Annotated in this window: 21 protein-coding genes and 1 pseudogene; 5 read left to right on the top strand and 17 right to left on the bottom strand. The window is 73.0% G+C overall.

Annotation, left to right across the window (positions count from 1 at the left end; translation table 11 throughout):
• Positions 1 to 170: 170 nt before the first annotated feature.
• From FHG89_RS14505 to FHG89_RS14485, 5 genes are all read left to right on the top strand, one after another.
• Entirely contained in the window at positions 171 to 587 is a 417-nt protein-coding gene (locus FHG89_RS14505; RefSeq protein WP_280116069.1) for an acyl-CoA dehydrogenase, read from the top strand.
• Between the two features lie 96 nt (positions 588 to 683).
• The gene (locus tag FHG89_RS14500) at positions 684 to 1,049 is read left to right on the top strand and encodes an STAS domain-containing protein (RefSeq protein WP_341874259.1); all 366 of its coding nucleotides are present in this window, start codon (positions 684 to 686) and stop codon (positions 1,047 to 1,049) included.
• 19 nt (positions 1,050 to 1,068) lie between these two features.
• Positions 1,069 to 1,797 carry an ATP-binding protein gene (locus FHG89_RS14495; protein ID WP_139584904.1) on the top strand — a complete coding sequence of 243 codons (729 nt, stop codon included), beginning with the start codon at positions 1,069 to 1,071 and terminating at the stop codon, positions 1,795 to 1,797.
• Positions 1,798 to 2,000: 203 nt separating this feature from the next.
• On the top strand, positions 2,001 to 2,123 hold the full coding sequence (locus tag FHG89_RS34130) for a hypothetical protein (RefSeq protein WP_280116067.1): 123 nt from the start codon (positions 2,001 to 2,003) through the stop codon (positions 2,121 to 2,123).
• A gap of 248 nt (positions 2,124 to 2,371) precedes the next feature.
• A complete protein-coding gene (locus FHG89_RS14485; protein WP_139584903.1) occupies positions 2,372 to 4,123 on the top strand; it encodes a glycoside hydrolase family 15 protein in 1,752 nt (583 codons plus the stop codon).
• 52 nt (positions 4,124 to 4,175) lie between these two features.
• On the opposite strand, the gene FHG89_RS14480 is transcribed toward FHG89_RS14485, so the two are convergent.
• The 17 genes and pseudogenes from FHG89_RS14480 to FHG89_RS34430 all read right to left on the bottom strand — a co-directional run.
• Complete coding sequence (locus FHG89_RS14480; RefSeq protein WP_139584902.1) at positions 4,176 to 5,186, bottom strand: SDR family oxidoreductase; 1,011 nt, start codon at positions 5,184 to 5,186, stop codon at positions 4,176 to 4,178.
• A gap of 81 nt (positions 5,187 to 5,267) precedes the next feature.
• Positions 5,268 to 5,708: a PPC domain-containing DNA-binding protein gene (locus tag FHG89_RS14475; RefSeq protein WP_139584901.1), complete on the bottom strand. Its 441-nt coding sequence runs from the start codon at positions 5,706 to 5,708 to the stop codon at positions 5,268 to 5,270.
• 348 nt (positions 5,709 to 6,056) lie between these two features.
• Positions 6,057 to 7,145, bottom strand: a complete 1,089-nt coding sequence (locus FHG89_RS14470; protein ID WP_139584900.1) for an enolase C-terminal domain-like protein — start codon at positions 7,143 to 7,145, stop codon at positions 6,057 to 6,059.
• Entirely contained in the window at positions 7,142 to 10,222 is a 3,081-nt protein-coding gene (locus FHG89_RS14465; RefSeq protein ID WP_139584899.1) for an FAD-binding and (Fe-S)-binding domain-containing protein, read from the bottom strand. The genes FHG89_RS14470 and FHG89_RS14465 overlap by 4 nt, the downstream gene beginning before the upstream one ends.
• Entirely contained in the window at positions 10,219 to 12,054 is a 1,836-nt protein-coding gene (locus FHG89_RS14460; protein WP_244295438.1) for a thiamine pyrophosphate-dependent enzyme, read from the bottom strand. Before FHG89_RS14460 ends, FHG89_RS14465 begins: the two co-directional genes overlap by 4 nt.
• 141 nt (positions 12,055 to 12,195) lie before the next feature.
• Entirely contained in the window at positions 12,196 to 12,378 is a 183-nt protein-coding gene (locus tag FHG89_RS14455) for a hypothetical protein (protein ID WP_139584898.1), read from the bottom strand.
• 115 nt (positions 12,379 to 12,493) lie between these two features.
• Entirely contained in the window at positions 12,494 to 13,903 is a 1,410-nt protein-coding gene (locus tag FHG89_RS14450) for an NADH-quinone oxidoreductase subunit N (protein WP_139584897.1), read from the bottom strand.
• Complete coding sequence (locus FHG89_RS14445; protein WP_139584896.1) at positions 13,900 to 15,381, bottom strand: complex I subunit 4 family protein; 1,482 nt, start codon at positions 15,379 to 15,381, stop codon at positions 13,900 to 13,902. Before FHG89_RS14445 ends, FHG89_RS14450 begins: the two co-directional genes overlap by 4 nt.
• A 3-nt stretch (positions 15,382 to 15,384) precedes the next feature.
• Complete coding sequence (locus tag FHG89_RS14440; protein WP_139584895.1) at positions 15,385 to 17,304, bottom strand: proton-conducting transporter transmembrane domain-containing protein; 1,920 nt, start codon at positions 17,302 to 17,304, stop codon at positions 15,385 to 15,387.
• Positions 17,301 to 17,594 carry an NADH-quinone oxidoreductase subunit NuoK gene (locus tag FHG89_RS14435; protein WP_425280175.1) on the bottom strand — a complete coding sequence of 98 codons (294 nt, stop codon included), beginning with the start codon at positions 17,592 to 17,594 and terminating at the stop codon, positions 17,301 to 17,303. Before FHG89_RS14435 ends, FHG89_RS14440 begins: the two co-directional genes overlap by 4 nt.
• A gap of 8 nt (positions 17,595 to 17,602) precedes the next feature.
• Entirely contained in the window at positions 17,603 to 18,124 is a 522-nt protein-coding gene (locus FHG89_RS14430; protein WP_139584893.1) for an NADH-quinone oxidoreductase subunit J, read from the bottom strand.
• Between the two features lies 1 nt (position 18,125).
• On the bottom strand, positions 18,126 to 19,052 hold the full coding sequence (locus FHG89_RS14425; protein ID WP_139584970.1) for a complex I subunit 1 family protein: 927 nt from the start codon (positions 19,050 to 19,052) through the stop codon (positions 18,126 to 18,128).
• Positions 19,046 to 20,155, bottom strand: coding sequence for a hypothetical protein (locus tag FHG89_RS14420; RefSeq protein ID WP_208760966.1), 1,110 nt, complete (start codon positions 20,153 to 20,155; stop codon positions 19,046 to 19,048). The genes FHG89_RS14425 and FHG89_RS14420 overlap by 7 nt, the downstream gene beginning before the upstream one ends.
• The gene (locus FHG89_RS14415) at positions 20,146 to 20,496 is read right to left on the bottom strand and encodes an NADH-quinone oxidoreductase subunit A (RefSeq protein ID WP_139584892.1); all 351 of its coding nucleotides are present in this window, start codon (positions 20,494 to 20,496) and stop codon (positions 20,146 to 20,148) included. The genes FHG89_RS14420 and FHG89_RS14415 overlap by 10 nt, the downstream gene beginning before the upstream one ends.
• Positions 20,497 to 20,564: 68 nt before the next feature.
• On the bottom strand, positions 20,565 to 22,244 hold the full coding sequence (ctaD, locus tag FHG89_RS14410; protein ID WP_139584891.1) for an aa3-type cytochrome oxidase subunit I: 1,680 nt from the start codon (positions 22,242 to 22,244) through the stop codon (positions 20,565 to 20,567).
• A 269-nt stretch (positions 22,245 to 22,513) separates the two neighbouring features.
• The gene (locus tag FHG89_RS14405; RefSeq protein ID WP_139584890.1) at positions 22,514 to 24,094 is read right to left on the bottom strand and encodes an ANTAR domain-containing protein; all 1,581 of its coding nucleotides are present in this window, start codon (positions 24,092 to 24,094) and stop codon (positions 22,514 to 22,516) included.
• Between the two features lie 166 nt (positions 24,095 to 24,260).
• Positions 24,261 to 25,340: pseudogene (locus FHG89_RS34430) on the bottom strand (SigB/SigF/SigG family RNA polymerase sigma factor); the annotation flags it as partial.
• Between the last annotated feature and the right edge of the window lie 92 nt (positions 25,341 to 25,432).

The raw sequence follows: 25,432 nt of genomic DNA, 5'->3' as shown, positions 1-25,432 counted from the left end.
GGTGGGATTCGGTGCGCGCTGCGCCGATTGTCCTGCTCGCCGGCATCTCATCGGCCGGGTCAGGATCTCATTCCTGGCTGGATCCAGAATTTGACGGGACTGACGGAGAACTGTCATGAAGCTGTCATATTCCGGCACCGGCCGACTCCAGCATTCCGCCAGCTGAAAGCATGACGGCTCACCGATGCAGGCGGGCCGGAGACGAGCGACCGCCAGCGAATAGCAGTCGCACGCCTCTTACCACAGCCCTTTTTCGGCGGTTCGTCGCCGGCATCGCCGACACCGCCGATCTGGCGGTCCGGGAGCTGCCGTCCCGGGTCTGTGACCTGTACGCGCTAAGCGTCATCGAGGCCCACAAGGGGTGGTTCCTGGAGCACGGCCGGCTCACCCCGACCCGATCCAAGGCGATCACCGCCGTGGTGAACGGCCTACTCAAAGAGCTGCGCCCGCACCTGCGGACGCTGGTGGATGGTTTCGCCATCCCGGACATCTGGCTGCACGCCGCGATCCTGCGGGAGGAACCGCGCCGGCAGGAGGCGATGGCCGCCCGGGACGCCGCCGGTGATCCGCAGGCGGTGCTGGCGTAGGCAGGATCCCTCCGAGCAGGCAAACCACCGCGACGAGTATCCTGTCCACGATGACGATACCTGCAACCATGCAGGTATCAGGCGTCAGGTCAGGGGGTGGACGGCCTAGTGTTCAGCATCCGAATCTCGGGTGATGGTCCCGCGCCGAGGATCCTCTTCCTCTCCGGAGAACTGGACATGGCCTTCTCCGGCCAGCTGCGCGAGGCCGTCGACAGCACGCTCACGGCGACCAGCACGCAGTGGCTCATCGTCGACCTGCAGGCCACCACCCTGATCGATTCCGGCGCGGTGAAGGAGCTGGTGGACGTCCACCGTTTCGCCGCTCATCAGGGGCGCGTGCTCATCCTGCGCAACGCCAGGGGAATCGTCTCCGAGGTGCTGCGGGTCACCGGGGTGGCGGAGACGCTCCACCGTCCCTCCACCCGACCGACCGGCACGATCTACGGCTCTTCGAACGGCTGACGAACGCGCAGTGGGACGAATGACATGGGCGATTCTTCGCGACTTCACCGGCGGCAGCACCCGCATCAGCGTGACCGGTAGCCCCACCCCTGAGGCCGAGTCACACCTCTCCACCGTGCTGCTCCACGGACGCCTCGACGCCCCGCTGACCCTCGAGGTGGACCTCAACGGCCTCCCGACGTCCGACGTCGCCCCCCTCGTCACGGTTCTCGAACGGTGGGCCACCAGCCAGGAGGGCGGACCGCGCCTGACCCTGTCGGCAAATCCGCTGACCCCCACCGGTCGACTGCTTCGCGCCACCCTGGGACGGCACCCGGTCCTCGGCACGGCGCTCCTCGATCACCCATCCCGGCGTACACCATCTGATCCTCGCCGTGCCCACCTCTGCCTGCCGGCCGACCCGCAGTCGCCCGCCGCCGCCCGCAAGCTCGTCGCCCGGCACTGCCGCACCTGGGGCATGGAGACCGTCGTCGACCGAGCGATGGTCGTCACCTCGGAGCTGATCAGCAACGCCGTGCTGCACGCCCGCACGGACATCGACATCACCGTCACCGCTATGGAAAAAGCGCTGCGGATCAGCGTCCGGGACCGGGCGGCGGACGCCCCTCACGCCGCCGCTCCGACAGCCGCCAGCCAGGTCTCCGAGGGTGGTCGCGGCCTGCCGATCATCGCCGCCCTCACCACGCGTTGGGGATTCTTCGCCTTCGGCGACGGCAAGACCGTCTGGGCCGTGATCGACAACGGGTGATGCGGCCAGCGGGCCGGGTCACCTCCCGGCGGATGACCTGTCCCCATCCCGCCGGCGGAGGCGCGGTGCCGAGCAGGGGTTGGCGATCCGCTGGCGGTCAGCACTGGCCGAGGTGCGGGTGGTGGCGCCGGTCAGCAGCCGCGCCGAGTTGACCAACCCCACCAGGCTGAACGCCTGCGTGAAGGTGGAGTTCGGGGGCGGCGGTGTCCAGCGGAACGGCCGCGCCGGGCACCAGCCCGAGCTGCACGGCCGGCCGGGTGCCCGCCGCGCTGAACAGCCAGTCGGCCACGGTGCGCGTTCGGTTGGCCGGCAGCGACAGCAGGTGATAGCCGCGGGCGACGGCCCGCGCGAGCGGACCGGAGAGCGGGACGTGCAGCGGGTTGGCGTCGAGCTTCCGTCTCCTGTCCCCTTCAGACCGCTACCCCGGTCGAGGTGCGGGAAAACGGTGATCTGATCCGGCCGTACCCGTTGATCCGTTTCAAGGCCCCGACACCGGGGAATTCCGCTCCGCCGCCGGCCGGCGACCGGGGCGGTGCCAGGGACAACGCCCCGACCCCCTGACCGGAGGCCAACGATGCCAGCCTCGGAGAGTTCCCCGGCGGTACTGCGGGACTACGCGCTGCTCGCCGACGGACATCGAGGTGCCCTCATCGGCCCGGATGGTGATGTCGGCTGGCTCTGCGCGCCCGGCTGGTGCGACCCACCGCTGTTCTCGGCGCTGCTCGGCGGTCCGGGTCGTTTCCTCGTGACGCCGGCGACGGACCGCTTCGTCTGGGGCGGGCACTACGAGCCGGGGTCGCTGATCTGGCGCAGCAGGTGGGTCACCACCGACGGGATCATCGAGTGCCGGGAGGCTCTCGTCGCACCGGGTCAGGAGCACCGGCTGGTGCTGTTGCGGCAGGTACGGGCGGCGGAGCGACCGGCACGGGTGCGTGTGGTGCTGGACCCGCGCGGCGACTTCGGCCGCCGCCCGGTGCGCGAGGTCAGCCGGCACGCCGACAGATGGACAGCCCGCGCCGGGCCGCTGTACCTGCGGTTGCACGGTGGTTCGGGCTTGAGCTCCGCCGCCGACGGCTCCCTCGCCGGCGAGCTGGTCGTTCCGGCCCGGGGCTCGTACGACCTGACGCTCGAGGTGTCGACGGCGCCGCTGGAACAGCCTGGTGAGGAACCAGGGGAACTGTGGCGGACCACCGAGCAGCACTGGAGCTCGGTGGTGCCGGAGCTGACCGGGCCTGCGCACCGCGACGCCACCCTCGCGTACGCGGTCCTGCGCGGCATGACCCGTCCGGGCGGTGGCATGGTGGCCGCCTGTACCACGGCGCTGCCCGAGCGGGCGCTGGCCGGACGCAACTACGACTACCGGTACGCCTGGATCCGCGACCAGTCCTTCGCCGGGCAGGCGGCTGCGCTGGTCGGCCGGTACGACCTGCTCGACGACGCGGTCGCGTTCCTGACCGCGCGGGTGCTGGCCGACGCGGACGCCTTGGCCCCGGCGTACACCGTGAGCGGCGAACCGGTGCCGCACCAGCAGCGGCTCGACGACCTGCCCGGCTACCCGGGCGCCAAGGTCCGTACCGGCAACTGGGTACGCGAGCAGTTCCAGCTCGACGCCTTCGGCGAGGTCCTACTGGTGCTCGCGGCGGCGCACCGGCTCGACCGGCTCGACAGTGACGCGTACCGCGCGATGCGACTGGCCGCGGCGGTGGTCGAGCGGCGCTGGTCGGAGCCGGACTCCGGCATCTGGGAGTTGCCCACACGGCAGTGGACGCATTCCAAGCTGACCTGTGTCGCCGGGTTACGCGCCGCCGCGCGTGTCGGCTCGGGGGGCCTGGTCGGACGCTGGTCCGCGCTGGCGGACGGAATCCTCGCCGACGCCTCCGCCCACGGCCTCGGTCCGGGAGGCCGCTGGCAGCGCGCCTACGACGACCCGCGCGTCGACTCCGCACTGCTGCTGCCCGGCATCCGGGGCGCCCTGGCTCCGGACGACCCGCGTACCGCATCCACCCAGCAGGCCGTCCTGGCCGAGCTGACGGAGGACGGGTACCTCTACCGCTTCCGGCCCGACCGGCGGCCGCTCGGCGACGCGGAGGGCGCTTTCCTGCTCTGTGGGTTCATCGCGGCGCTGGCAGCCTGGCAGGCCGGGGACGCGGTGGGCGCCAACCGGTGGTTCGAACGCAACCGGGCCGCGTGTGGGCCACCCGGGTTGTACACGGAGGAGTACGACGTCCGGCAGCGGCAGTTGCGCGGCAACCTGCCGCAGGGCTTCGTGCACGCGCTGATGCTGGAGACGGCGGTCACGCTGGGCCAGGTCGACCCCTGCCGGTGACAAACGGCCGGTCGAGCGCGACCGGTGGCGCCGCGACGCCCGGACGCCGGGTTCAGTGCCGACGCCAGGCGACCAGGCCCGCCGCCGTCCCGGCCAACCCGGCCGCGATGAGGCGACGGTGGCGCGACAGCCATGCCTGCGGGCTGTGCCCGTGGGAGCGGCCGGCGAAGCCGCCCCGTGCCCCGTAGTCGCGCCCGCCCGGCCCGTCCAGCGGATGCCACAGGTTGTTCGGCCGATCCGGGTCGGCGGGGCGGCCGGTCTGCTGGGACCGGTACCCCGTGCGGGCCAGGTAGCGGTCGAGCAGCCCCGGCGCGACCCGGTTGCCGAGGATTGTCAGCACCGTCGAGGTGCCCACCCAGTACTCCCGCCGGTAGGGTCGGTCCGCGGCGCCGACGATCGCTCGGGCCGCCACCTCCGGCCGGTAGATCGGTGGCACCGGTTCGGCGTGCCGAGGCAGCCGGGACAGCAACCAGTCGAACTGCGGGGTGTTCAGCGCCGGAAGCTGCACCATCGTCACCCGCACCCCGCTGCGTTCGTGCAGCAGTTCGCAGCGCAACGACTCGGTGAATCCCACGATCGCGTGCTTCGCCCCGCAGTAGGCCGCCTGCAGCGGGATACCCCGGTACGCCAGCGCCGAGCCCACCTGCACGATGGTGCCCCGGTCGCGGGGGGTCATGTGGGAGAGGGCGACACGGGTGCCGTGCACGTACCCCAGGTAGGTGACCTCCATGGCCCGCCGGAACTCTTCCGGGCGGGTTTCCTCAAACGGCGCGAAGACGGAGCTGAACGCGTCGTTGATCCACAGGTCGATCGGCCCCAGTTCCGCCTCGATCCGTCGACCGGCGGCCACCACCTGTTCGTAGTCGGCCACGTCGACCTCGATCGGCAGCGGTCGGCCGCCCGCGCTGCGGACCTCCTCGGCGGCGGCGTCCAACCCGACCCGTCCCCGCGCCAACAGCGCGACGGCGATGCCCCGCTGGGCGAGCAGACGAACCGTCGCCCGCCCGACCCCGGCGCTCGCGCCGGTCACCACCGCCACCCGCACGTCACGTCCCTTGGCCATGTCGACTCCCGTCGCCTCGTGCCTCCTGGCCACCGGCCGGGGCCGGCGACCAGCGCTACCGGCCGGGGCCGGCGACCAGCGCTACCGGCCGGGGCCGGCGACCAGCGCCAGCCCGGTCTCCGGATCCACCCGCTTGCTCAGTTCGGGCGCGACCTCGCTGACGATCACCTCGAGCGTCGGCCACACCCGGGCGGACAGCAGGTGCCCGCCGACGGTGCTGCCGTCCTCGCGGCCGAGCACCGCGTGCACGTGCAGCACGGGCTCGTCCTGATGGGCGGCCACATCACCCACCAGGGACAGCACCTCCACCTGCTGCCGCACCGGGATACGGCGGTAGTCGCGCGCCTGCCGGTCGAACCAGCCGACCTCCGCCTCCTGGAAGCCACCGACGGCGGTCACCCGGCCGGCGCGCAGGTCGTACCGGTGCAGCGCCGCACCGATGACGCCCACCGGCTCCTCGCCCGGATCGCACACGACGACCAGTACGCGGCCGGTCGGTTGGTGCAGTTCCTGCGTTCTCATCGGTCCCCCGATCTCGTGCGACGACGGCCCCCAGCACCGCCCAGGCGGCGGCGACGGCGACGTCGGTCAGGGCGGCGGGCCGTTGCCGACGGTCGACGGCGGCCAGGGCGAGCGCGGCGACGCAGTGGATGGCGTCGACCGCCGCCCCGCCGGCGAGCACGCCCCGGGTGGGCCGCCAGAGGGTCACCACTGTCTGGGCGACGTGCCGGGCACCGAGCACCCGGAGCGTCACCACGGCGGTGGTGGTGACGGGATCCACCGGGCGCGAGCAGCAGCAGACCGCCCCAGGCCAGCCGGAGCCCGACCTCCGCGCCCCGCAGCGGCAGCCGCCCGATCCCGTCAGCCATGTCAGGCCACCCGGTACTGCTGGGCGAGATCCGAGCGGAACTCCACACCGTTGCCCGGCCGGTCCAGCGGTACCCGCGCCGCGCCGCCAATCGCCGGCTCCGTGCCGTCGAAGAGCATCGACTCGATCCGGACGTGATCGTGGAACCACTCCAGGTGTCGCAGGTTCCCGATGCCGGCGGCGACCGGCAGGTGCTGGTGCGGGGCGCAGTGTCCAGACACCTGGAGCCCGGCTGCGGCGGCGACCGCGGCGGCACGGAGGAACTCACTGATCCCGCCGCAGCGGGTGACGTCGATCTGTAGGCAGTCCACGAACGGCGCCATCCGGTGGAAGTAGGTCAGGTCGAAGCCGTACTCCCCCGCCGCCACATCCGCCAGGACGCGGTCGCGGACCAGCCCCAGGCCGGCGAGGTCGTCGGAGCTGACCGGCTCCTCGTACCAGCGGACGTCCAACTCGGCCGCGGCGTGTGCCACCCGGATCGCCTGCTTGCGCTGGTAGGCGCCGTTGGCGTCGACGAAGAGCTCGGCGTCGTCGCCGATGGCGCGCCGGGCCGCCGCCATCCGGGCAAGGTCCCGCTGCACCTCCGTGCCGCACGACTCCCCGATCTTGATCTTCACTCGGGGTATGCCCTGCTCGTGGACCCAGCCGGCGAGTTGCCGGTGCTGACGCTCGTCGTCGTACGTGGTGAAGCCGCCGCTGCCGTAGACCGGCACATCCCGGCGGACGGTGCCGAGCAACCGGGCCAGCGGCAGCCCGTGCCGGCGGGCCTTGAGATCCCACAGCGCGCAGTCCGCGGCCGACAGGGCGAGCCCGGCCACACCCGGCCGGCCGGCGTTGCGCAGCCTGCGGCGCATGCTCGTCCACATCGCCGGTACGTCGTCCGGGTCGAGGTCAGCGACCACCGGAGCGAACAGATCCGCCACCACCGCGACGGCGGCCACCGGCCCGTACGTCCAGCCGATGCCGGTCTCTCCGTCGGCGTCGGCGCGCACCAGCACCAGGGTGGTGCTGGTCCACGCCAGGGTGCCGTCCCCCTCGGGGGCGTCGGTGGGCACCCGGTACGCCTCGGCGGTGAGCCGGATGCGGCTCACCGTGTCCACCGCCGCAGCAGCGTGCCCAGCCCGGCGAGCGCGGCGACGCCGACCACCCCGGCCGCCGTCCAGCGGGCGAGCACCGATGGCGGGTGTGGCCGGTCACCCCAGTTCCGCTCCGGCCGGCGCGGCACGGTGTCGTCGTGCAGGCCCGCGCGCAGCAGTTCGGCCAGGTGGATGGCCGACCGCCCGCCGGAGGCGCTCTGCTCGACCTGGGTGCGGCAGCTGAAGCCGTCGGCGAGGATCACGTCGGTCTCGGCAGCGTCCCGGACGGCGGGCAGCAGCACCCGCTCCGCGCACGCCTCCGATACCTCGAAGTGCCCCTCCTCGAAGCCGAAGTTTCCCGCCAGACCGCAGCAGCCCGAATCCAGGAACTCCGCGTCCACGCCGGCGGCGGACAGCAGCGCCTGGTCGGCGGCGGTGCCGAGAATCGCGTGGTGGTGGCAGTGGGTCTGGATCAGGGCGTGTGCCTCGACCCGCGGCGGCTGCCAACCCGGGCTGTGGTCGTGCAACAGCTCGGCGAGGGTGACGGCCTGCTCCCGCAGCCGGGTCACGTCGTCGTCGGCCGGGAACAGCTCGTGGGCGTCGCTGCGGAACACCGCCGTGCAGCTCGGCTCCAACCCCACGATCCGCGTGCCGGCGCGCAGGTGCGGGCGCAGCACGTCGGTGCTGCGACGCAGCACCCGCTTGGCGACGCCGAGTTGCCCCGTGGAGATCCAGGTCAGCCCGCAGCACACCGACTGTTCCGGCACTCGTACCCGCCAGCCGGCGGTCTCCAGGACCTCCACCGCGGCGCGCGCCACCCCCGGGTGGAAGTGGTTGGTGAACGTGTCCGGCCAGAGCAGCACCTCCCCGCGCGAGCCGTCGCCGCTGGGGGTGCGGTGGGCGAACCAGTGTTGGAACGACTCTGGGGCGAACGCCGGGATGTCACGGCGCTTGTCGATGCCACCGACGGCCTTCGCGAGCCGGTTCAGCCCGGGGGCCTGAGCCAGCGCGTTGACCGTACGTGGCAGCCGGGCGGCGACGGTGGCCACCAGCGGCAGCCAGCCCATCGAGTAGTGGGCGCGGGGGCGCAGGCGGCGGGCGTAGTGGTGGTGCAGGAACTCGGCCTTGTAGGTGGCCATGTCCACGTTCACCGGGCAGTCGGCCTTGCACCCCTTGCAGGCCAGGCAGAGGTCGAGGGCGTCCCGCACCGCCTCCGAGCGCCAGCCGTCGCCGATCGTGCCGCCGCGGGCGGTGCCGTCGAGCATCTCGAACAGCAGCCGGGACCGGCCCCGGGTGGAGTGCTCCTCCTCGCGGGTGACCATGTAGGAGGGGCACATCACTCCCCCCTCGTGGCGGCGGCACTTGCCGACCCCCACGCAGCGCAGCACCGCGTTGCCGAAGCTGCCGCCGTCGTCCGGGTAGGCGAAGGCGGTCTCGACCGCGCCGTGGTCGTAGTCGGCGCCGAGCCGCAGGTGGCTGTCCAGCCGGTACGGCGGCACCACCTTGCCCGGGTTCATCCGATCGTCCGGGTCGAAGATCGCCTTGAACTGGCCGAACGCCCTGGTCAGCCGATCGCCGTACATCTTGGGCAGCAGTTCGCCCCGCGCCTGCCCGTCGCCGTGTTCCCCGGAGAACGAGCCGCCGTAGGAGACCACCAGATCGGCGGCGCGCTCGATGAAGGACCGGAAATCCCTGATCCCGTCGGCGGTACGCAGCTGGAACGGAATGCGGGTGTGCACGCACCCCTGCCCGAAGTGTCCATACAGGGACGCCTGCTCGTAGCCGTACTCCCGGTAGAGTCGCTGCAGGTCACGCAGGTAGTCGCCGAGCCGCCGCGGAGCGACGGCGGAGTCCTCCCAACCGGGCCAGGTGTTGTCCGCGTCCGGCACGTGCGCGGTGGCGCCGAGCGCGGAGTCCCGGACTCCCCACATCCGTTTCTCGTCGGCGGGGTCGGCGAACTCGTGCGCCCGCGGCCCGCCGTCCCGACGGACCGAGGCGATGAGACGCTCGGCCGCCGCCCGCGCCTCCTGCGGCGTCTCGCCCCCGAGCTGGACCATCAGCCAGGCGCCGCCGGGAGGTAGCTCCCGCAGGGCGTGTGGGTGCAGGCTCTTGCGCCGCTCGAAGCTGACCAGCTTGTCGTCGATGCCTTCGAGCGCGATCGGCTGGTGTTCCAGGATCCGCGGTACGTCGTCTCCGGCGGAGGCGATGTCCGGGTAGCTGAGGAAGACCATCGCCTGTGCCTTGACGATCGGCACCAGCTTCAGTCGCGCCCGCAGGATGGTGACCAGTGTCCCTTCGGAGCCGACCAGGGCCTGGGCGACGTGGAAGGTCTTCTCGGGCAGCAGGCTGTCCAGGTTGTAGCCGGAGACCCGACGCGGGATGTCCGGATAGCGGGTGCGGATGTCGGCCAGGTACTCGTCGCGCAGCGCCCGCAACTGCCGGTAGATGTGCGCCTTGCGGCCACCGTCGCGCTGGATCCGGTCGTACTCGTCGTCGGTGGTCTCCCCCACCCACATGCGGGTGCCGTCGTAGAGCAGCACCTCCAGCTCCACGACGTTGTCGACCACCTTGCCGGTGCGCTGGGCGGTGGCACCGCAGGAGTTGTTGCCGAGCATGCCGCCCAGCGTGCAGTGGTTGTGGGTGGCCGGACGCGGTCCGTACTCCAGCCCGGTCGGCTTGAGCTCGGCGTTGAGTTCGTCGAGCACGATGCCCGGCTCGACCAGGCAGGTCCGCGTCTGTTCGTCGACCTCGATCAGCCGGTGGCAGTACTTCGACCAGTCCAGCACCACGGCGGTGTTGGTGCACTCACCGGCGAGGCTGGTGCCGCCGCCGCGCGAGGTCAGCGGCGCCTGGTGGCGGCGGCACACCGCGACGGCGGCGACCGCCGCCTCCACGGTGCGGGGCACCACGACCCCGAGCGGCACCTGCCGGTAGTTGGAGGCGTCGGTGGAGTACGCGGCGCGGGAGCCGGCGTCGAAGCGGACCTCCCCGTCGACCTCGTCGCGCAAGTCGGCGGCGAGGGCGCTCAGGTCGAGGTCGTCGATCGGTTCGGGCGGGCGCAGGACGGGTTCGGGCAGGAATACGTCGTTCATGGACGCAGCTCGTTGAACTTGTCGCGGGCGACGGTGGCGAGGGTGGCGACCTTGTGCGGTTGGCCGCGGAGGAACGCCTCGGTGAAGTGCTTGGCCTGGTCATACTTGATCTTTCCGGGCATCGGCGGTTCGTTGGGGTTGACGTCGCAGTCCACCAGCGCCGGGCCCGGGTGCGCGAGCGCTTCCCGGATCGCGCCCGGCAGCGCCTTCGCGTCGGTCACCTTGACCCCGAACGCGCCGCAGCCGCGCGCCCACGTCGAGAAGTCCGCCTCCGGCTGGCGGTGCCGCACCGCGTACTCGGGGTAGCCGAGGATGATCTGCTCCCACAGGATCTGCCCGTACGAGTTGTTGTTGTTGATCACCACCTTGATCGGCAGGTCGTGCCGGACCGCGGTGAGGAACTCGGCCATCAGCATCGCGAAGCCGCCGTCGCCGACGAACGCGATCACCTGCCGGCCCGGATAGGCGTGCTGCATGGCGATCGCGTACGGCAGGCCGGGCGCCATCGTCGCCAGGTTGCCCGACAGGTAGAACTCCCGATCGCCACGAATCGTCCAGTGCCGGGCCGACCAGGTGGCGATCGTGCCGGAGTCGCAGGTCAGGATGGCATCGGCGGCGGCGGCCTCGTCGATGCAGCCCATCAGGTACTGCGGCGCGATCGGCGACCGCCGCGGGTCCACCAGGCTGGTCATCTCCGCGCGCCAGTCGCCCATCTTGCGCTGGTACTTCTCCAGGAACGAGCGGTCCGGTCCGTGGTCGAGCATCGGCAGCAGGTCCCGCAGCGCCAGGCGCGCGTCCGCGCAGATGGGAGCGTCGACCGGCAGGCGCATCCCGATCAGGCTCGGATCGACGTCGATCTGCACCACCTTCGCCTGCCCCGGGCCGGGCAGGTACTTCGCGTACGGGAAGGAGGTGCCCACCATCAGCAGGGTGTCGCACTCCTCCATCAGCTCCTCGCTCGGCGCGGTGCCGAGCAGGCCGAGCCCGCCCGTGGTCAGCGGGTGGTCATCGGGCACCACCAGCTTGCCCGGCAGCGTCTTGACGATGGGGCTGGCCAGTGCCTCGGCCACCGCGAGGACCTCCGCGCGAGCGCCACGCGCACCGACACCCACCAGCATGGCGACCTTCCGGCCGGCCCTGAGCACCTCGGCCGCCTTCGCCAGCTCCCGCGGGTCCGCCGGCAGCTGCGGATACGACACCACCGCCGCGCTCATCGGCGGCTTGCCCGGGCTGACGTGCCGGTACGGGTCCTCGTCGGCCGCCGCGACCTGGACGTCGTTGGGAAACGTCAGGTGCGCCACCGTCCGCTTGCTCAACGCGTCGCGGATCGCCAGGTCCACCACCGCCGGCATCTGCTGCGGATTGGTGACCATGAGGTTGTACGACGCCACGTCCTGGTACAGCTGGGTGGTGTGCACCTCCTGCTGGTAGTGCGAGCCCAGCACCGAGGTCTCCTGCATTCCGGTGAGCGCCAACACCGGCACGTGATCGAGCTTCGCGTCGTAGAGCCCGTTGAGCAGATGAATCGCTCCGGGGCCGGAGGTGGCGCAGCAGACCCCCAGTCGGCCGGTGGCCTTGGCGTAGCCGGTGGCCATGAACGCCGCCGCCTCCTCGTGGTGCACCAGCACGAACCGCAACTTCTCCCGCTGCCGGCGGAAGCCCTCCATCAGGCCGTTGATGCCGTCGCCGGGCAGGCCGAACACGGTGTCGACCCCCCACTCCACCAGGCGTCGGGCCAGGCTCTCGCCCACGATCTCCTGCACGTCGTCCTCCTCGTCCCGGGGGTTCGTCCCGTCCTCCTCCCGCTCCCGCCGCCGCACGGCAGCGCTCACCCGCCGTACGGGACACGACGGACCAGGACGGACACGGCGGCGGCTACCCGCCTACCCGGCCCACAAACCGACCAGGGCGACGGGTTTCCGGATGCCGTCACCCGCAGCCCTGCAGATCCGCCGGCTTGCGGCTGACCGGCGTCAGGACCGGCGCCGGGGCCGGGCCACCAGGTAACCGAGGAGCAGTCCGCCACCGAGCAGGGCCACCGCGCGCGGCGTGATCGCCGAACGCAGTTTCCCGAGGCCCGCCTTCGGGTCCACCACGCTGCCGGCGACGTCACCCGCCGTGCCCACCATCACGTCACCGATCTTGCCGAGATTCACCCGACCCACCACCTTCCCGAGGCCGCCGGCTACCCGGCGGGCCGCCGCCGAAACACTCACTCGTCCCGACCGGTGAAGACCCGCTCCGGTCGGGGTCAACCGAGCCGCCCGGCGGTCAACGCTGGAGGGTCTGCGCCACCAGCGGGTACAGCGGCACGGTCACCGCCGCGCCGAACAGCGCCGCGCCGGCCGCCGCCACACTCACCGCCGCCAGCGGCCGGTCACGGTCGCGGGCAGCCGGGCACCGACCCACCGGGGTGTACGCGGGCACCAGCCAGCGCAGGTAGTAGAAGAGACTGGCCACGGTGTTCACCGCGGCGACGACGACCAGCCACGCCAGCCCGCCGTCCCAGGCGACCGTGAACACCGTCAGCTTGCCGGCGAAGACCGCCGTGGGCGGTGTGCCCACGAGCCCCAGCAGGCAGATCGCCAGCGCCGCGGCGAGCCAGGGCCGGCGGCGGGCCAGCCCGAGGTAGTCGTCGAGGGTGTCGTGCGGCTCGGCGGCCAGCACCGCGAACGCCCCCAGGTTCGTCACCGCGTACCCGGCGAGGTAGACCAGCAGGGCCGGCAGAGCGCGCTCCGCGCGGCCGGCGACCGCGACGGCCATCAGCAGGTAACCCACCTGCGCCACGGTGGAGTACGCGAGCAGCCGGCGCGGGTCCGCCTGGCCGAACGCGGCGAAGTTGCCAAGCGTCATGGTGACCGCCGCGAGCACCGCGACCAGCAGCGGCCAGTCGACCACGTCGGCGGGCACCGCCACGGCGAACAGCCGGTACGCCGCCAGCAGGCCACCGAGCTTCGGCACGGTGGTCAGCAGCGCGCCGGCCGGGATCGAGGCGCCCTGCACCGCGTCGGGTACCCAGAAGTGGCCGGGCACCGCGCCGATCTTGAACAGCAGGCCGGCCAGCACCCCGACCACCCCGACGGCGACGGCGGGGCTCGGCGCCCCGGCCAGCCCGGCGGCCAGCCGGTCGTAGTCGCTCGCCCCGCCGCCGAGCGCGATCAGCAGCGCCGCGCCGGCCAGCAGGCCGACCCCGGCCAGCGCGCCCATCAGGTAGACCTTGAGCGCCGCCTCGGCACCTCGCCGGTCCCGCCCCCAGCCGGCCAGCCCGGCCAGCGGCACCGACGACAGCAGGTACGCCACGGCCAGCAGCAGCAGGTCCGACGCCCCGGCGAGCAGCACCGCGCCGAGCACGGCGAGCAGCGTCAGCACGTAGAACTCGGTCTCCCGCCGGTTGCCGGCAACCCGGCCGGCGGCGATCCCGACCACCAGCAGCCCGGCCAGCGGGATCAGCAACCGGGCCGCCGTCGTCGCCGGATCGAGGGCGTAGCTGTGCGCGTACACGGTGGACCGCTCGCCCACGGCGGGCAGCGCGGCGAGGACGGCCGCGAGCAGCGCCCCGACGGCGATCAGCCGGGCCACCCACTGTCGACCCCGGGGCAGGAACGCCCCGGTGAGCAGCGTGGTGACCGCGCCGACGAGCAGGAGCAACTCCGGCAACAGGGCGAGCGGACGCTCGTTCACCGGGCCACCAGGTCGGTGACCGCCCGGGCGGCGGGTTCCACCACGTCCAGCAACAGTCGGGGGAAGACGCCGAGGAGCAGCGCGAGCGCCAGCAGCGGCAGCACCGCCGCGATCTCGGCGGCGGTCACGTCGGCCGTCGCGGACAGGCGGTGCCGGGCCGGACCGAGGAAGATCCGGTGCAGCGCCCACAGGAACAGGGCCGCGGTGATGAGGACGCCGGGCAGCGCGAACGCCACCGCCACCGGCGCGGAGCCCAGACTGCCGGCGAAGATCTGGAATTCGGCGATGAACCCGGAGAAGCCGGGCAGCCCGAGGCTGGCGAACGCCGCCACCGCGGTCAGCGCGGCGAACCGGGGTGTGTCACCGGCCAACCCGCCGTAGGCGTCCATCTGGTAGGTGCCGCCACGGTCGTACAGGACGCCAGCGAGCAGGAACAACGCGGACGTGATGAGCCCGTGGCTGACCATCTGGGTGACCGCGCCGGTCACCGCGACCGCGCGGGCCTGCGCGTCCGAGCCGGCGACCAGGCCGGCCGCGCCGACAGCCAGCACCACGTACCCCATGTGGTTGACCGAGGTGTACGCGACCATCCGCTTGAAGTTGGTCTGGGCGAGCGCCACCAGCGCCCCGTAGAGCACGCTCACCACGCCGACCACGACGACCGCCCAGGCGTAGCGCCGCCAGGCGTCGGGCAGCATCGGCATGGCGATGCGCACGAACCCGTACGTGCCCATCTTGAGCAGGATCCCGGCCAGCACGGCCGAACCGGCGGCCGGGGCGTCGGTGTGCGCCGGAGGCAGCCAGGTGTGGAACGGGAACGTCGGCGTCTTGATCGCCAGCCCGAGCAGGACCGCCAGCAGCACCAGCGCACCGGCCACGCCCTGGGTCGGCGGGTCCCGGGTCAGGGCCACCATGTCGAAGGTGTGCGGTCGGGCGGCGACGGAGAGACCGATGAAGCCCAGCAGCAGCGCCAGCGAGCCGAGGAACGTGTACAGGAAGAACGTCAGCGCCGAACGGCGGGCCTGCGGGCCGTGCCCCCAACCGGCGATCACCGCGTACATGCCCACGATGGACAGATCGAAGAAGACGAAGAACAGGATCAGGTCGAGCGCGACGAACAGCCCCAGGCAGCTCGTCTGCAGGGCGAGGAAGAGCGCGGCGAACTGGCGTGGCCGGCGCTGGCGACGCAGCGAGTACACCGCGCAGGCGGCGAAGACGACAGTGGTGAGGGCGAGCAGCGGCAGGGACAGCCCGTCCACCCCGACGTGGTAGCCGGCCCCGGCGCCCGGGATCCACGGCCGGTCCACCTCGTGCGCGAACCCCTCCCCCGGGTACGCCCACCACAGGGCGAGCACCGCCGCGACCTCGACGCCGGTGACCGCGATCCAGATCCACGACACCGCCCGCGCCGGCAGGCCCCGCCAGGGCAGCAGGAGCACGGCCGCCACCAGCGGTGTGAAGACGATCAGGGACAGCACGGGTCACCTCGCCAGCAGCAGGATCAGCACGGCGGCACCCAGCGCGAGGACCAGCTGGACGTAGTACTGGTGGATCAGGCCGGTCTGCGGCCGGCGGGCCAGCACACCGAGTCGGCGGGCCGCCCGGGCGAGCCGGCGCACCAGGGCGTCCACCCCGTGGTCGTCCACCCGGGCCAGAGCGACCGCGACCCGCCGGGTCACTGTCGGCAGGGCGGTGACTCCCCGGTCGAGTCCGGCGTCGTCGAACCGGGCGAGCCCCCGGGCCGCGCCGAGGGCCGCGCGCGGGACGGCGTGCACGGCCCGGTCGAGCACGCGGTCGTCGAACCGGGCCAGCCCCCGGGCCAGCGCCAGGGTCGGCCGGACCACCAGCAGCCGGGCCGCCGGGTCGAGCCCCAGCCAGGTTCGCGCCCAGGTCGGGGCCGGCAGCCGGGCCGGCGCGGCGACCGCCAGCGTCACGCCGGCGACCGCGAGCAGGCCGGACAGGACCAGCTCAGCGCCGCCTGTCGGCGGTGCCGGACCGGACCCGACGGCGTCGGCCACCACCCGGGACAGCGGCGGCAGCGCCAGGGTGCCGAGCACGGCCGCCCCTACCGCCAACGGCATCAGCGGGACCCGCTGCCCGGCGGTCACCTCGCGGGTGCCGTCGCGCTCGGTGTCGTACCCGGACTCGGCCCCGGACGGGACCGGACGCAGGACCAGGGCGAGCGCCCGGCCGGCGTAGAGGGCCGCGAGCAGGGCGCCGGCCAGACCGACCAGGTACAGCGCCGGGGACCGCTCGCGGGCGCCAGCGAGAACCACGTCCTTGGTGGCCCACAACGCCAGCGGCGGCACCCCGGCCAGCGCCAGGGCGCCCACCGCGAACACGACCCCCACCAGCGGGTGGCGGCGGCCCGCGCCGCGTAGCGCGGACAGCCGCCGGGTGCCGAGCGCGGTCAGCCACGCCCCGGCGGCGAGGAACAGCAGCGCCTTGGTGGCCGCGTGGCCGATCAGGTGCGCGACGGCGCCGGCCGGGGCGACGGCGGCGCCCAGCACCACGTACCCGAGTTGGGCGCTGGTGGAGGCGGCCAGCAGTTGCTTCAGGTCGGTCTGGGCGAGCGCGACCGCGCCGAGCGCCAGGGCGGTGAGCGCTCCGCCCCAGGCGGCCACGTCCACCGCCCAGCCGGTCGCGACGAGCAGCGGGTGCAGGCGGACGAGCAGGTAGCCGCCCATCGCCACCATGGCGGCGGAGTGCAGCAGCGCGCTGACCGGGCTCGGGCCGAGCATGGCCCGCGACAGCCAGAACGAGAACGGCAACTGGGCCGCCTTGCCGAAGCCGGCGGCCAACACGCCTACGGTGGCCACGTCCCGCCACCCGGGAGGCAGCCCGGCGAGCCCGGTCAGGTCGAGTGTGCCGCCGGCCAGTCCGGCACCCGCGGTCAGGTAGAGCCCGAGGTCGCCGGCGCGGGTGGCGAGGAACGCGGTGGCACCCGCCGCGACCGCGTCGTCGCGCCGCCAGTGGTACGCGATCAGCGCGTACGACATCGCGCCCATGATCTCCCAGCCCAGCAGCAGCACGGGTAGCGTCGTCGCGGTGGCGGTGAGCAGCACCGCGGCGAGGAACACCAGCATCAGCCCGTGGAACCGGGAGCGGTCCCGGTGGATCTCGGCGGCGGCGTACGCCAGCACCAGCAGCGCCACGGCGGCCACCGTCGGTACGACGAGGGCGGCGAGCCCGTCGACGGCCAGGCCCCACCGGCCGCCGGCCAGGAACGGCGCGTCGACGCCCGGCCGGCCCAGCGCCACCGCCACGGCCAGGGCCGCCACCAGCGCGGCCACGGTCAGCGCCAGCGCGGGGGCGGCCCGGTCGACCCGCCGCCCGCCCAGCAGCAGCGTCCCCCCGGCGACGGCCGGGAGGACGACCAGTGCCCACAACGCGGCGTTCATCCCCGCAGCTCCCCCGCCATGTCGGTCATGTCGGCGTCGCTCGACCGGAACAACAGGGTCACGACCGCGAAGCCCATCGCCATCTCCACGGTCATCGCGGCGATCACCACCAGCACGAGCACCTGCCCGTCGGGCTGCTGCGGGGCCAGGAACCACCAGAGCGCGGCGGCGGCCACGGTCACCCCGTTGATCATGAGTTCGAGGCCCATCATCACCATCACGACGGCCTGCTGGCTCAGCGCGCCGTACAGGCCGACGCTGAACAGCGCGGAGGCGAGCAGCAGGAACATCGGCAGCGTCACGGCCGCTCCGGGGAGTCCGCGCGGTCGTAGCGGCCTCGGGCGGTGGCGAGCACCAGCGCGGCGACCATGGTGGCGAACAGCACCGCGGAGACCGCCATCATGACCAGCATCTTCGAGCCCATGATCGCCTCGCCCAGGGCACGGGTCGGGTCGGCGGGCGGCTCGCCGCGACGGGTGGGCCACGGCACGAACACCGAGCCGGCCGCCAGCACGACGAAGACGCCGACCGAGACCGCAAGCGAGCCCCGGCGGTTGTGCAGCATCGACATCGGCATGAGACCGGCCGGATTCATCATGAACATGACCATGAAGACCGCCATGAGCGCCATCTCCATGACCATCATCAGGACGGTCACCACCCCCAGGTAGCCCAGGTCGAGCAGGAGCAGCTCGCCGCCGACCGCGACGAACGACAGCGCCAGCGCGAACGTCGCCCGCGCCATCGAGTCCACCGTGAACACGGCCACGCCGGACGCCACGGCGACGAACGCCAGCACGACGAACGCGACGACAGCCACCTCAACCCCTCCCCACCGCGAGCATGGCCACCGCGAGCACCTGCGCCAGCGTGGCGGGCAACGCCCCCAGCCAGGCCACACGCATCACCCGGTCCGCCCGTAGTACCGGCACCCGGCCACGCAACGCCACCAGGGCGGCCACCACGGCCAGCGTCTTCACCAGGCTCCACAGCCACGCCGGCAGCAGCGGCCCCGACCCGCCGCCGAGGAACAGCGCCACCGCCGTCGCCGCGCCCGCCGCCAGCAACGCGTACCGGCCGGCGAGCAGGATCAGCCGGTCCACGCCGGACGGCTCGGTCAGCACGCCGCCTGCCACGTCCCGCCCGTCCGGGTAGGCGAACGGCCCGGACATGCTGAACGCGAGCACCGCGCCGAGGAAGACCAGGAACGCCACCGGCATCCACACCACGAACCACAGCTCCCGCTGCGCCGCCACCACGTCGGCGATCCGCAGGCTGCCGGCCGCCACCGCCGGGGCGGTCAGCGCGAACATCAGCGGCAGCTCGTAGCCGAGCGCCTGTGCCAGGAAGCGGTAGCCTCCGACCAGGCCGTACGCGCTGTTGCTTCCCCAGCCGGCGAGCCACACCGCCGCCCAGAGCAGCACGTCCATGGCGTTGAACCAGACCACCCCTACCGGCAGGTCGGCCGCCACCCGGTCGCCCAGCGGCACCACCACGACCATGAGCAGCGCCACCACCAGCGGCCCGGCCAACCCGAGCCGCCACAGCAGGGTGTCCGCCGCCACCACGCCACGCCGTCGCTGCCGGAGCAGCCGGGCGGTCTCCCACACCGGCCGCCCGGCCCGCCGGGCGAGCGTCGAACCACCGGCCGGGTCGAGCAGGCCCGCCAGCGCCGCGGCGGCCAACGCCACGCCGAGCAGCACACCGGCGGCCGGCAGGACGCCCCACCACGCACCGGTGGTCACGATCGCATCCTCGCGGCCACCAGCTCGTCCGGGTCGGGGTCGAACGAGGCCAGCACCACCCGGGCGGCGGCCAGGTCGAGCCCGACCATCAGGTGGGCGGCCAGCTCCCGCACCGCCACGGCGTCCGGCTCCGGCGACGTGTCGGGCTCGCCGCCGGACAGCAGCCGGTCCGTCTCGGCCAGCCGGCGCCGCCACCGGGCGGTCGCGTCGCCGCAGGCCGTCGCCGGGATCTCCACGCCCGCGCGGACCGCCGTCACCGCAGACAGCACGCCCAGGCCGTCGGTGGCGCGGCGCAGCGCGTGCGAGCGCCGGGCCCGCCGGTCGAGCGGCCGGAAACCGGCGTACGCCGCCGCGAGCGGCACGTCGTCGACAAGCGCGTCGCGCAGCCGCCGCGCGGTGGCCGCGCCGGCCGGCCAGCCCACGACCGCCCAGAGCCGGCTCAGGGAGTCCAGATGGGCCACGGCCTGCCTGCGTCGCCGCAGCCCGGGATGGTCCACGTCCGGGTACGGTCGCACGGCCGCCGGGTCGGCCGGGGGCAGCACCCGGGCGCTCGCCGACTGCACCACGTCACCCTGCACCGCAAGCTCCACGACCAGACCGGCCGGCCAGTCCGCCAGCACCGGACCGAGCGCCAGGTGCAGCGCGTCCAGTTTCAGCCCGTCGCGGTCCTCGGCCCGCTCGGCCATCATCAGCCCGCCCGGCATGGACATCCCGCCGTGGTCGCCGTGGCCGTGCCGCCCCGACCCGCCATCCAGCTGCGCCCCGTCCGGTCCCGGGTCCGGCCGCTCGCCGGCGGTCCCGGTCAGCCGGGCGACGGCGGCGGCCAGCCCGGACGCCACATCGGCCGGATCGACGACTCGAACCCGCGCCCGGGGACCCGGGAACTGATCCCACACCCGTTCGATCGCCGCCGACAGCTCGGGTCCTGGATCGCCCGCGACCACCAGGACGTCGGCATCGGCCGGAGCAGCCGCGAGCGGCCACCCGGCCCGGTCCGCCTGGGCCTCCACGGCCAGGCGGGCGGCGGAGGCGCCGGGGGCGGCGGCAACCAGCAGGTGCGGCCGGCGGGCCGCCCAGCGGGCCAGCAGCTCACCGGTCAGGCCCACCGCAACGCGCCCTCCCGCCCGGCGTAGACGACGCCGGCCATCAGCAGACCGAGGAAGACGAACATCTCCGCGACTGCGGGCGCGCCGACGTCGGCCACCACCACCGCCCACGGGTACATGAACAGCATCTCCACGTCGAAGGCGAGGAAGAGCAGGCTCACGGCGTACCAGCGGACGTGGAACCGGGAGACCGCGTGCTCGCGGGCCGGCAGCCCGGACCGGAACGCGGCGACGGTCGACGGCGCGGCGGCCACCGCCGTTCGCAGGTGTGCCAGGTACAGCGTGCCCACGAGGGCGGCGGCCAGCCCGAGCATGGCCAGCACCGGCGCGTACCGTCCCATCTACCCCGTTCCTTCCCGAATCGGTGCCTCCACCCTGCCAGCCCGCCGGTCTTTCCGCCCGGTATCGGTTAGTCCGTCGCGGAGCGCGGGCCGGGCAGCGCCGCCGCGGCGCGTTTCTGGCGGAGGTCGTACGCGGGTCGCTCGGAGCGGATGCGGGGCAGGCGGTCGAAGTTGCGCAGCGGCGGCGGTGACGACGTCACCCACTCCAGTGACAGGCCGTGACCCCACGGGTCGGGCTCGCGCACCACCGGGCCGAACCGGTAGGAGCGCCAGACGTTCCACAGAAACGGCAGCATCGAGACGCCGAGCACGAACGACCCGATGCTGGAGACCGTGTTCAGCATCGTGAAGCCGTCCTGCGGCAGGTAGTCGGCGTAGCGGCGCGGAAAGCCCTCGTTGCCCAACCAGTGCTGCACCAGGAACGTGGTGTGGAAACCGATCAAGGTCAGCCAGAAGTGCACCTTACCCAGGCGCTCGTCGAGCATCCGGCCGAACATCTTCGGGAACCAGAAGTAGACGCCCCCGAAGACAGCGAACACGATGGTGCCGAAGAGCACGTAGTGGAAGTGCGCCACCACGAAGTACGAATCGTGCACGTGGAAGTCGACCGGCGGGCTCGCCAGCAGTACTCCGGTCAGGCCGCCGAGCAGGAACGTGACCAGGAAACCGAGCGCGAAGAGCATCGGCGTCTCGAAGGTGAGCTGCCCCTTCCACATCGTCCCGATCCAGTTGAAGAACTTGATCCCGGTCGGCACCGCGATCAGGTAACTCAGGAAGCTGAAGAACGGCAGCAGCACCTGGCCGGTGGCGAACATGTGGTGTGCCCAGACACTCATCGACAGCGCCGCGATGCCCAACGTCGCGGCGATCAGCCCGCGGTAGCCGAAGACAGGCTTGCGGGAGAAGACCGGAATGATCTCAGTGATGATGCCGAAGAACGGCAGCGCCACGATGTAGACCTCGGGGTGCCCGAAGAACCAGAACAGGTGCTGCCACAACATGGGCCCCCCGGTGCCCGCGTCGTACACGTGCGCGCCGAGCTGCCGGTCGGCGAGGGCGGCGAGCAACGCGGCGGCCAACAGCGGGAACACCAGAATCACCAGAATGGCGGTGACCAGGATGTTCCAGGTGAGGATCGGCATCCGGAACATGGTCATGCCGGGCGCCCGCAGACACAGCACGGTGGTGATCAGGTTGACCGCGCCGAGGATGGTGCCCAGACCGGATACGACCAGCCCGACCAGCCACAGGTTCGTGCCCGTCCCGGGCGAGTGCGCCGGCCCGGCGAGCGGCTGGTAGGCCGTCCAACCGAAGTCGGCCGCGCCGCCGGGGGTGACGAACCCACCCAGCACGAGCAGGCCCCCGAACAGGTACAGCCAGTAGGCGAACGCGTTGAGCCGGGGAAACGCCACATCCGGCGCGCCGATCTGCAACGGCACCAGGTAGTTCGCGAAGGCGAACACGATCGGGGTGGCGAACAGCAACAGCATGATCGTGCCGTGCATGGTGAACAGCTGGTTGTACTGCTCGGGCGAGAGCATCTGCAGGCCCGGCCGGGCCAGCTCGGCCCGCATGATCAGCGCCAGCAGCCCACCCACCAGGAAGAAGCCGAACGCGGTGGCCAGGTAGAGAATGCCGATCTGCTTGGCATCGGTCGTGCGCAGCATCCGCGCCAACGCCGAGCCGCGTACGGATCGGCGTACCGGTCCCACCACGTCGACCGGTCCCGGAGCCGTCCGAAGGTCCATCCGCTCCCCTTTCCTCCTGTGTCGAGGCGGTGTCCGGCCGGACCGCGCTGGAAACCTCGATGGGTTCATTTCTCGCCTGGTCCCGGGACGGTGGCAGGGCGGCCGCCGGCTCGTCCACCGGGCAGATGTGCGTCACGTCCCGGACGGTTTCCTAGGAGGCTAGGTGAAAGACACGCCGGACGGCGCGTCTCGCGGGAGGTCGGGGGCGGTCGGCATGAGCGAGCTCCACGAGGGACGGAACCTGGTCGAACCAACCAGTCCGGGCGACGTCAGCGGCGGGCCACCGCGCCGTGCACCTCGGCCACCCGGCCGTCACGATCCACGACAGGCTCGGCGACGAGCCGGACCGGCCACGCCTCCCCGCGGCGACGCACGGTGAACTCCAGCTCGGCCGGCTCGGCCCGCTCGATCAAAGCCCGCAGCGCCTCCCGGACCCGGGGCGCGTCGGTTGACGTGGCCCAGCGATGCAGGGCGCCCAGGGGCAACGGCCCGTCGGCCGGATCCCGGCCGAGGACCCGGTAGGCGCCCGACGACCAGGCGATCCCGCCGCCGGCGAGGTCCCACTCGACCCAGCCGGCGTTACCGGCCCGTTCCAGCCGCGCCGACCGGTCCGCGGCACGTCGCTGCTCGTTGTGGTAGCGCCAGTTGGCGAGCAGCCCGTCGCCGAACGGGACGGCCCGCAGGCTGAGCAACGCCCGCGTCGGCCTGGCGCCGCCGGCCCGCCACACCTGCCCGGGGCCCCAGTGGAAGGGACGCCCGTCGCGCATGGCGCGGGCGCAGCCGGCGACGATGCCGTCGTCGGCCGCCGACGGGTGGAGTTCGAGCAACCGAAGACCGGTGAGGGCGGCTCGGTCGCGGTCCGCGCCGTCGGTCGCGTCCGGGCCGCACCGGTCGAGACGAAAGTCGACGACGGTTCCGTCGTCATCGCGTACCGGGCACCACAGCGCCACCGATCCGGGCAGCGCGTCAAGCACCGCCTCCAGCCAATGGGCGGCCGGCGCGTCCGCGGTCCCCCGGGACAGCGCCGACAACCGCCGCCCGACGGCCTCGGCCAGGGCAGTCACGTACGCCCGTTCCGCGTCGCCGAGGTCGCGATGGGTCTCCCAGCTGATCGCGGCCACCCCGACCGTGCGACCAGCCTGGCGCAGCGGGAGACAGGCCCGCACGGCGCCGCCGCCGATGAAGTCGTAGCCCCGCTGGCGGGCCTCGTCCCGGGTCAACCACAACGGCATCCCGTTCGTGGCCGCGTGCAGCAATGCCATGTTCACCGTGCCGGGGGCGCGCTGCCACAGACTCGCCACGGAGGCCGGCAGGCCGTACGAGCCGACCAGGCGCACCGCGCCGTCCGGTTCGAGTAGGCCGAGCAGGGTCGAGCCGGCCCCGAGGTGACGCACGCCCTCTGCCAGCGCCTCGGCCAGCGCGTTCGCATCGGCGGCAGTCGCCATGTCGGCTCGGGCCAGGTGGTAGCGGGCGGCGGCCTCGCCGGTCAAGGGCGACGGTTCGCTGATCTGCGCCTGGACTGCGGGCGGGAGCGGTTGAAGGTAACGCTCCGGCCGGAACGGTTCCGGGTCGGATGTGGGTGGCACCGCCGGGGGTGGCGGGGCGGCGGCGCCGAGCAGGCCGGCCGCCACCTCCACCAACCGGATGTTGCTGTGCTGGGAAATCAGCGTGAGGTGTCGGAACGCCTCCTCCGGCGAGCACCCCAGCCGGGCGATCAGCAGACCGGTGGCCTGCTCCACCACCGCGTGTGCGCGCCGCTCCCGGCGAAGCGCGTCGAGCTCGCGCTGGAGTCGCTGAACGGTCGCCACCAAGGGCGGTGGCGGGTCGGCCGCCGGCCGCCGTCGCGTCACATGCCCTCCCCAACGTCGATGCGCCGTCGTTCCAGCTCGACCCTATCGCCGCCGCTTTCGATCGCTCTGGCCGCGACGGTCGCTCCGCTTGGACGTCGCCAGGCTCGGCGACGGGTTGAGTCCGGAGGGCGTGCGGGACGTCGCGCCGAGCCGGCAGGCAGGGGATCAGCCGGGTCAGGCCCGCCCTGCGGAGCAGATTCACTCCGTTCGGCGGCAGATTGACCAGCGTGAGCCGCGCTCGGACGTGGGCGCAGGAGCGACAAAGCTCCAGGATCGCCCGGGCCAGTCGGGGCGATTCGACCGAGGCTCGGCGCAGGTTCGCCACCAGGCCGCGGGGCCGTTCGGTCACCGCCACCCGGGTCAACCGGTCCCGAAGCAGGTCCACGCCCTCGTCGTCGAGCACTCCGATGACGGTAGCGACGGTGCTGTCGCCGACGCGGCGCAACGCCACCTGGGCCCGGGCGGTGCCAGCGCCGTCAGGGACCGGCTCCTCGATGGTCATCTCCCGTCTGAGCGACCCGATTGCCTGGCGGAGCAGGCGGGACACGTGCATCTGCGAGATCCCGAGCAGTTCGCCGATCTGCTCCTGGGTCCGATTGCCGTGGAAGTAGCGGATCACGATCTCTCGCTCACGCTCCGGCAACCGCCGCAGCGCCGCAAGGAGGTCCAGGCGGTCGCAGAGCCCCTCCAGTTGGGGGTCGCGCACGGCCAGCAGGTCCTCCCGCTCCGCCGGCTCGTCGCCCTCGCCGCCCGGTCGGTACAGGGGAACATTCCGGTACGCCCGCCCCGCGGACAGGGCTTCCACCACTACGTCGACTGGCATGCCGAGGTGCGCGGCCACCTCGGGGACCCGGGGCGGGCGCTGGGACCGGCGGGTCAGTTCGGCCTCGGCGGCGTTCACCAGCAGGTAGCGCTCCTGCAGGCCGCGGGGCACCCGGACGCCCCAACCGTGGTCGCGGAAGTGGCGCTTCAGCTCCCCCAGGATGGTCGGGGTGGCGTAGCCGACGAACGGCACTCCACGCTGCGGGTCGTACGCATCGACCGCCTTGACCAGACCGAAGCAGGCGACCTGGACGAGGTCGTCGAGCGGCTCTCCTCGGTGGGCGAACCGGCGGGCCAGGCCAACGGCGAGCCGATGGTGCATCTCGACCAGTCGGTCCCGAGCCTGTCGGGCGGCCGGACCGCCGGTGTCACGCAGCACGGCGAACAGCTCGACGACCGTGGCGTCGGACCGCAGCAGGGACATGGTCATGGTCGTCCTCCACGAGCGCGACGGAGCAGATGGTCACGGAGCCGGCGACGCCGCGTCGCGATACGCGTACGGCAGGGGCGGGCCCC

Source organism: Micromonospora orduensis (assembly GCF_006228125.1).
Classification (GTDB): Bacteria; Actinomycetota; Actinomycetes; order Mycobacteriales; family Micromonosporaceae; genus Micromonospora; species Micromonospora orduensis.
This window is presented reverse-complemented; position numbering and strand designations above follow the sequence as displayed.

Bases quoted from the DNA above. Each gene is read 5' to 3' on its own strand.
- FHG89_RS14465 (WP_139584899.1), bottom strand. From the start codon at position 10,222: ATGAACGACGTATTCCTGCCCGAACCCGTCCTGCGCCCGCCCGAACCG.
- FHG89_RS14440 (WP_139584895.1), bottom strand. From the start codon at position 17,304: ATGAACGCCGCGTTGTGGGCACTGGTCGTCCTCCCGGCCGTCGCCGGG.
- FHG89_RS14435 (WP_425280175.1), bottom strand. From the start codon at position 17,594: ATGTTCCTGCTGCTCGCCTCCGCGCTGTTCAGCGTCGGCCTGTACGGC.
- ctaD (WP_139584891.1), bottom strand. From the start codon at position 22,244: ATGGACCTTCGGACGGCTCCGGGACCGGTCGACGTGGTGGGACCGGTA.
- FHG89_RS14495 (WP_139584904.1), top strand. From the start codon at position 1,069: ATGACATGGGCGATTCTTCGCGACTTCACCGGCGGCAGCACCCGCATC.
- FHG89_RS14485 (WP_139584903.1), top strand. From the start codon at position 2,372: ATGCCAGCCTCGGAGAGTTCCCCGGCGGTACTGCGGGACTACGCGCTG.
- FHG89_RS14505 (WP_280116069.1), top strand. From the start codon at position 171: ATGACGGCTCACCGATGCAGGCGGGCCGGAGACGAGCGACCGCCAGCG.
- FHG89_RS14480 (WP_139584902.1), bottom strand. From the start codon at position 5,186: ATGGCCAAGGGACGTGACGTGCGGGTGGCGGTGGTGACCGGCGCGAGC.
- FHG89_RS14475 (WP_139584901.1), bottom strand. From the start codon at position 5,708: ATGAGAACGCAGGAACTGCACCAACCGACCGGCCGCGTACTGGTCGTC.
- FHG89_RS14415 (WP_139584892.1), bottom strand. From the start codon at position 20,496: ATGGGACGGTACGCGCCGGTGCTGGCCATGCTCGGGCTGGCCGCCGCC.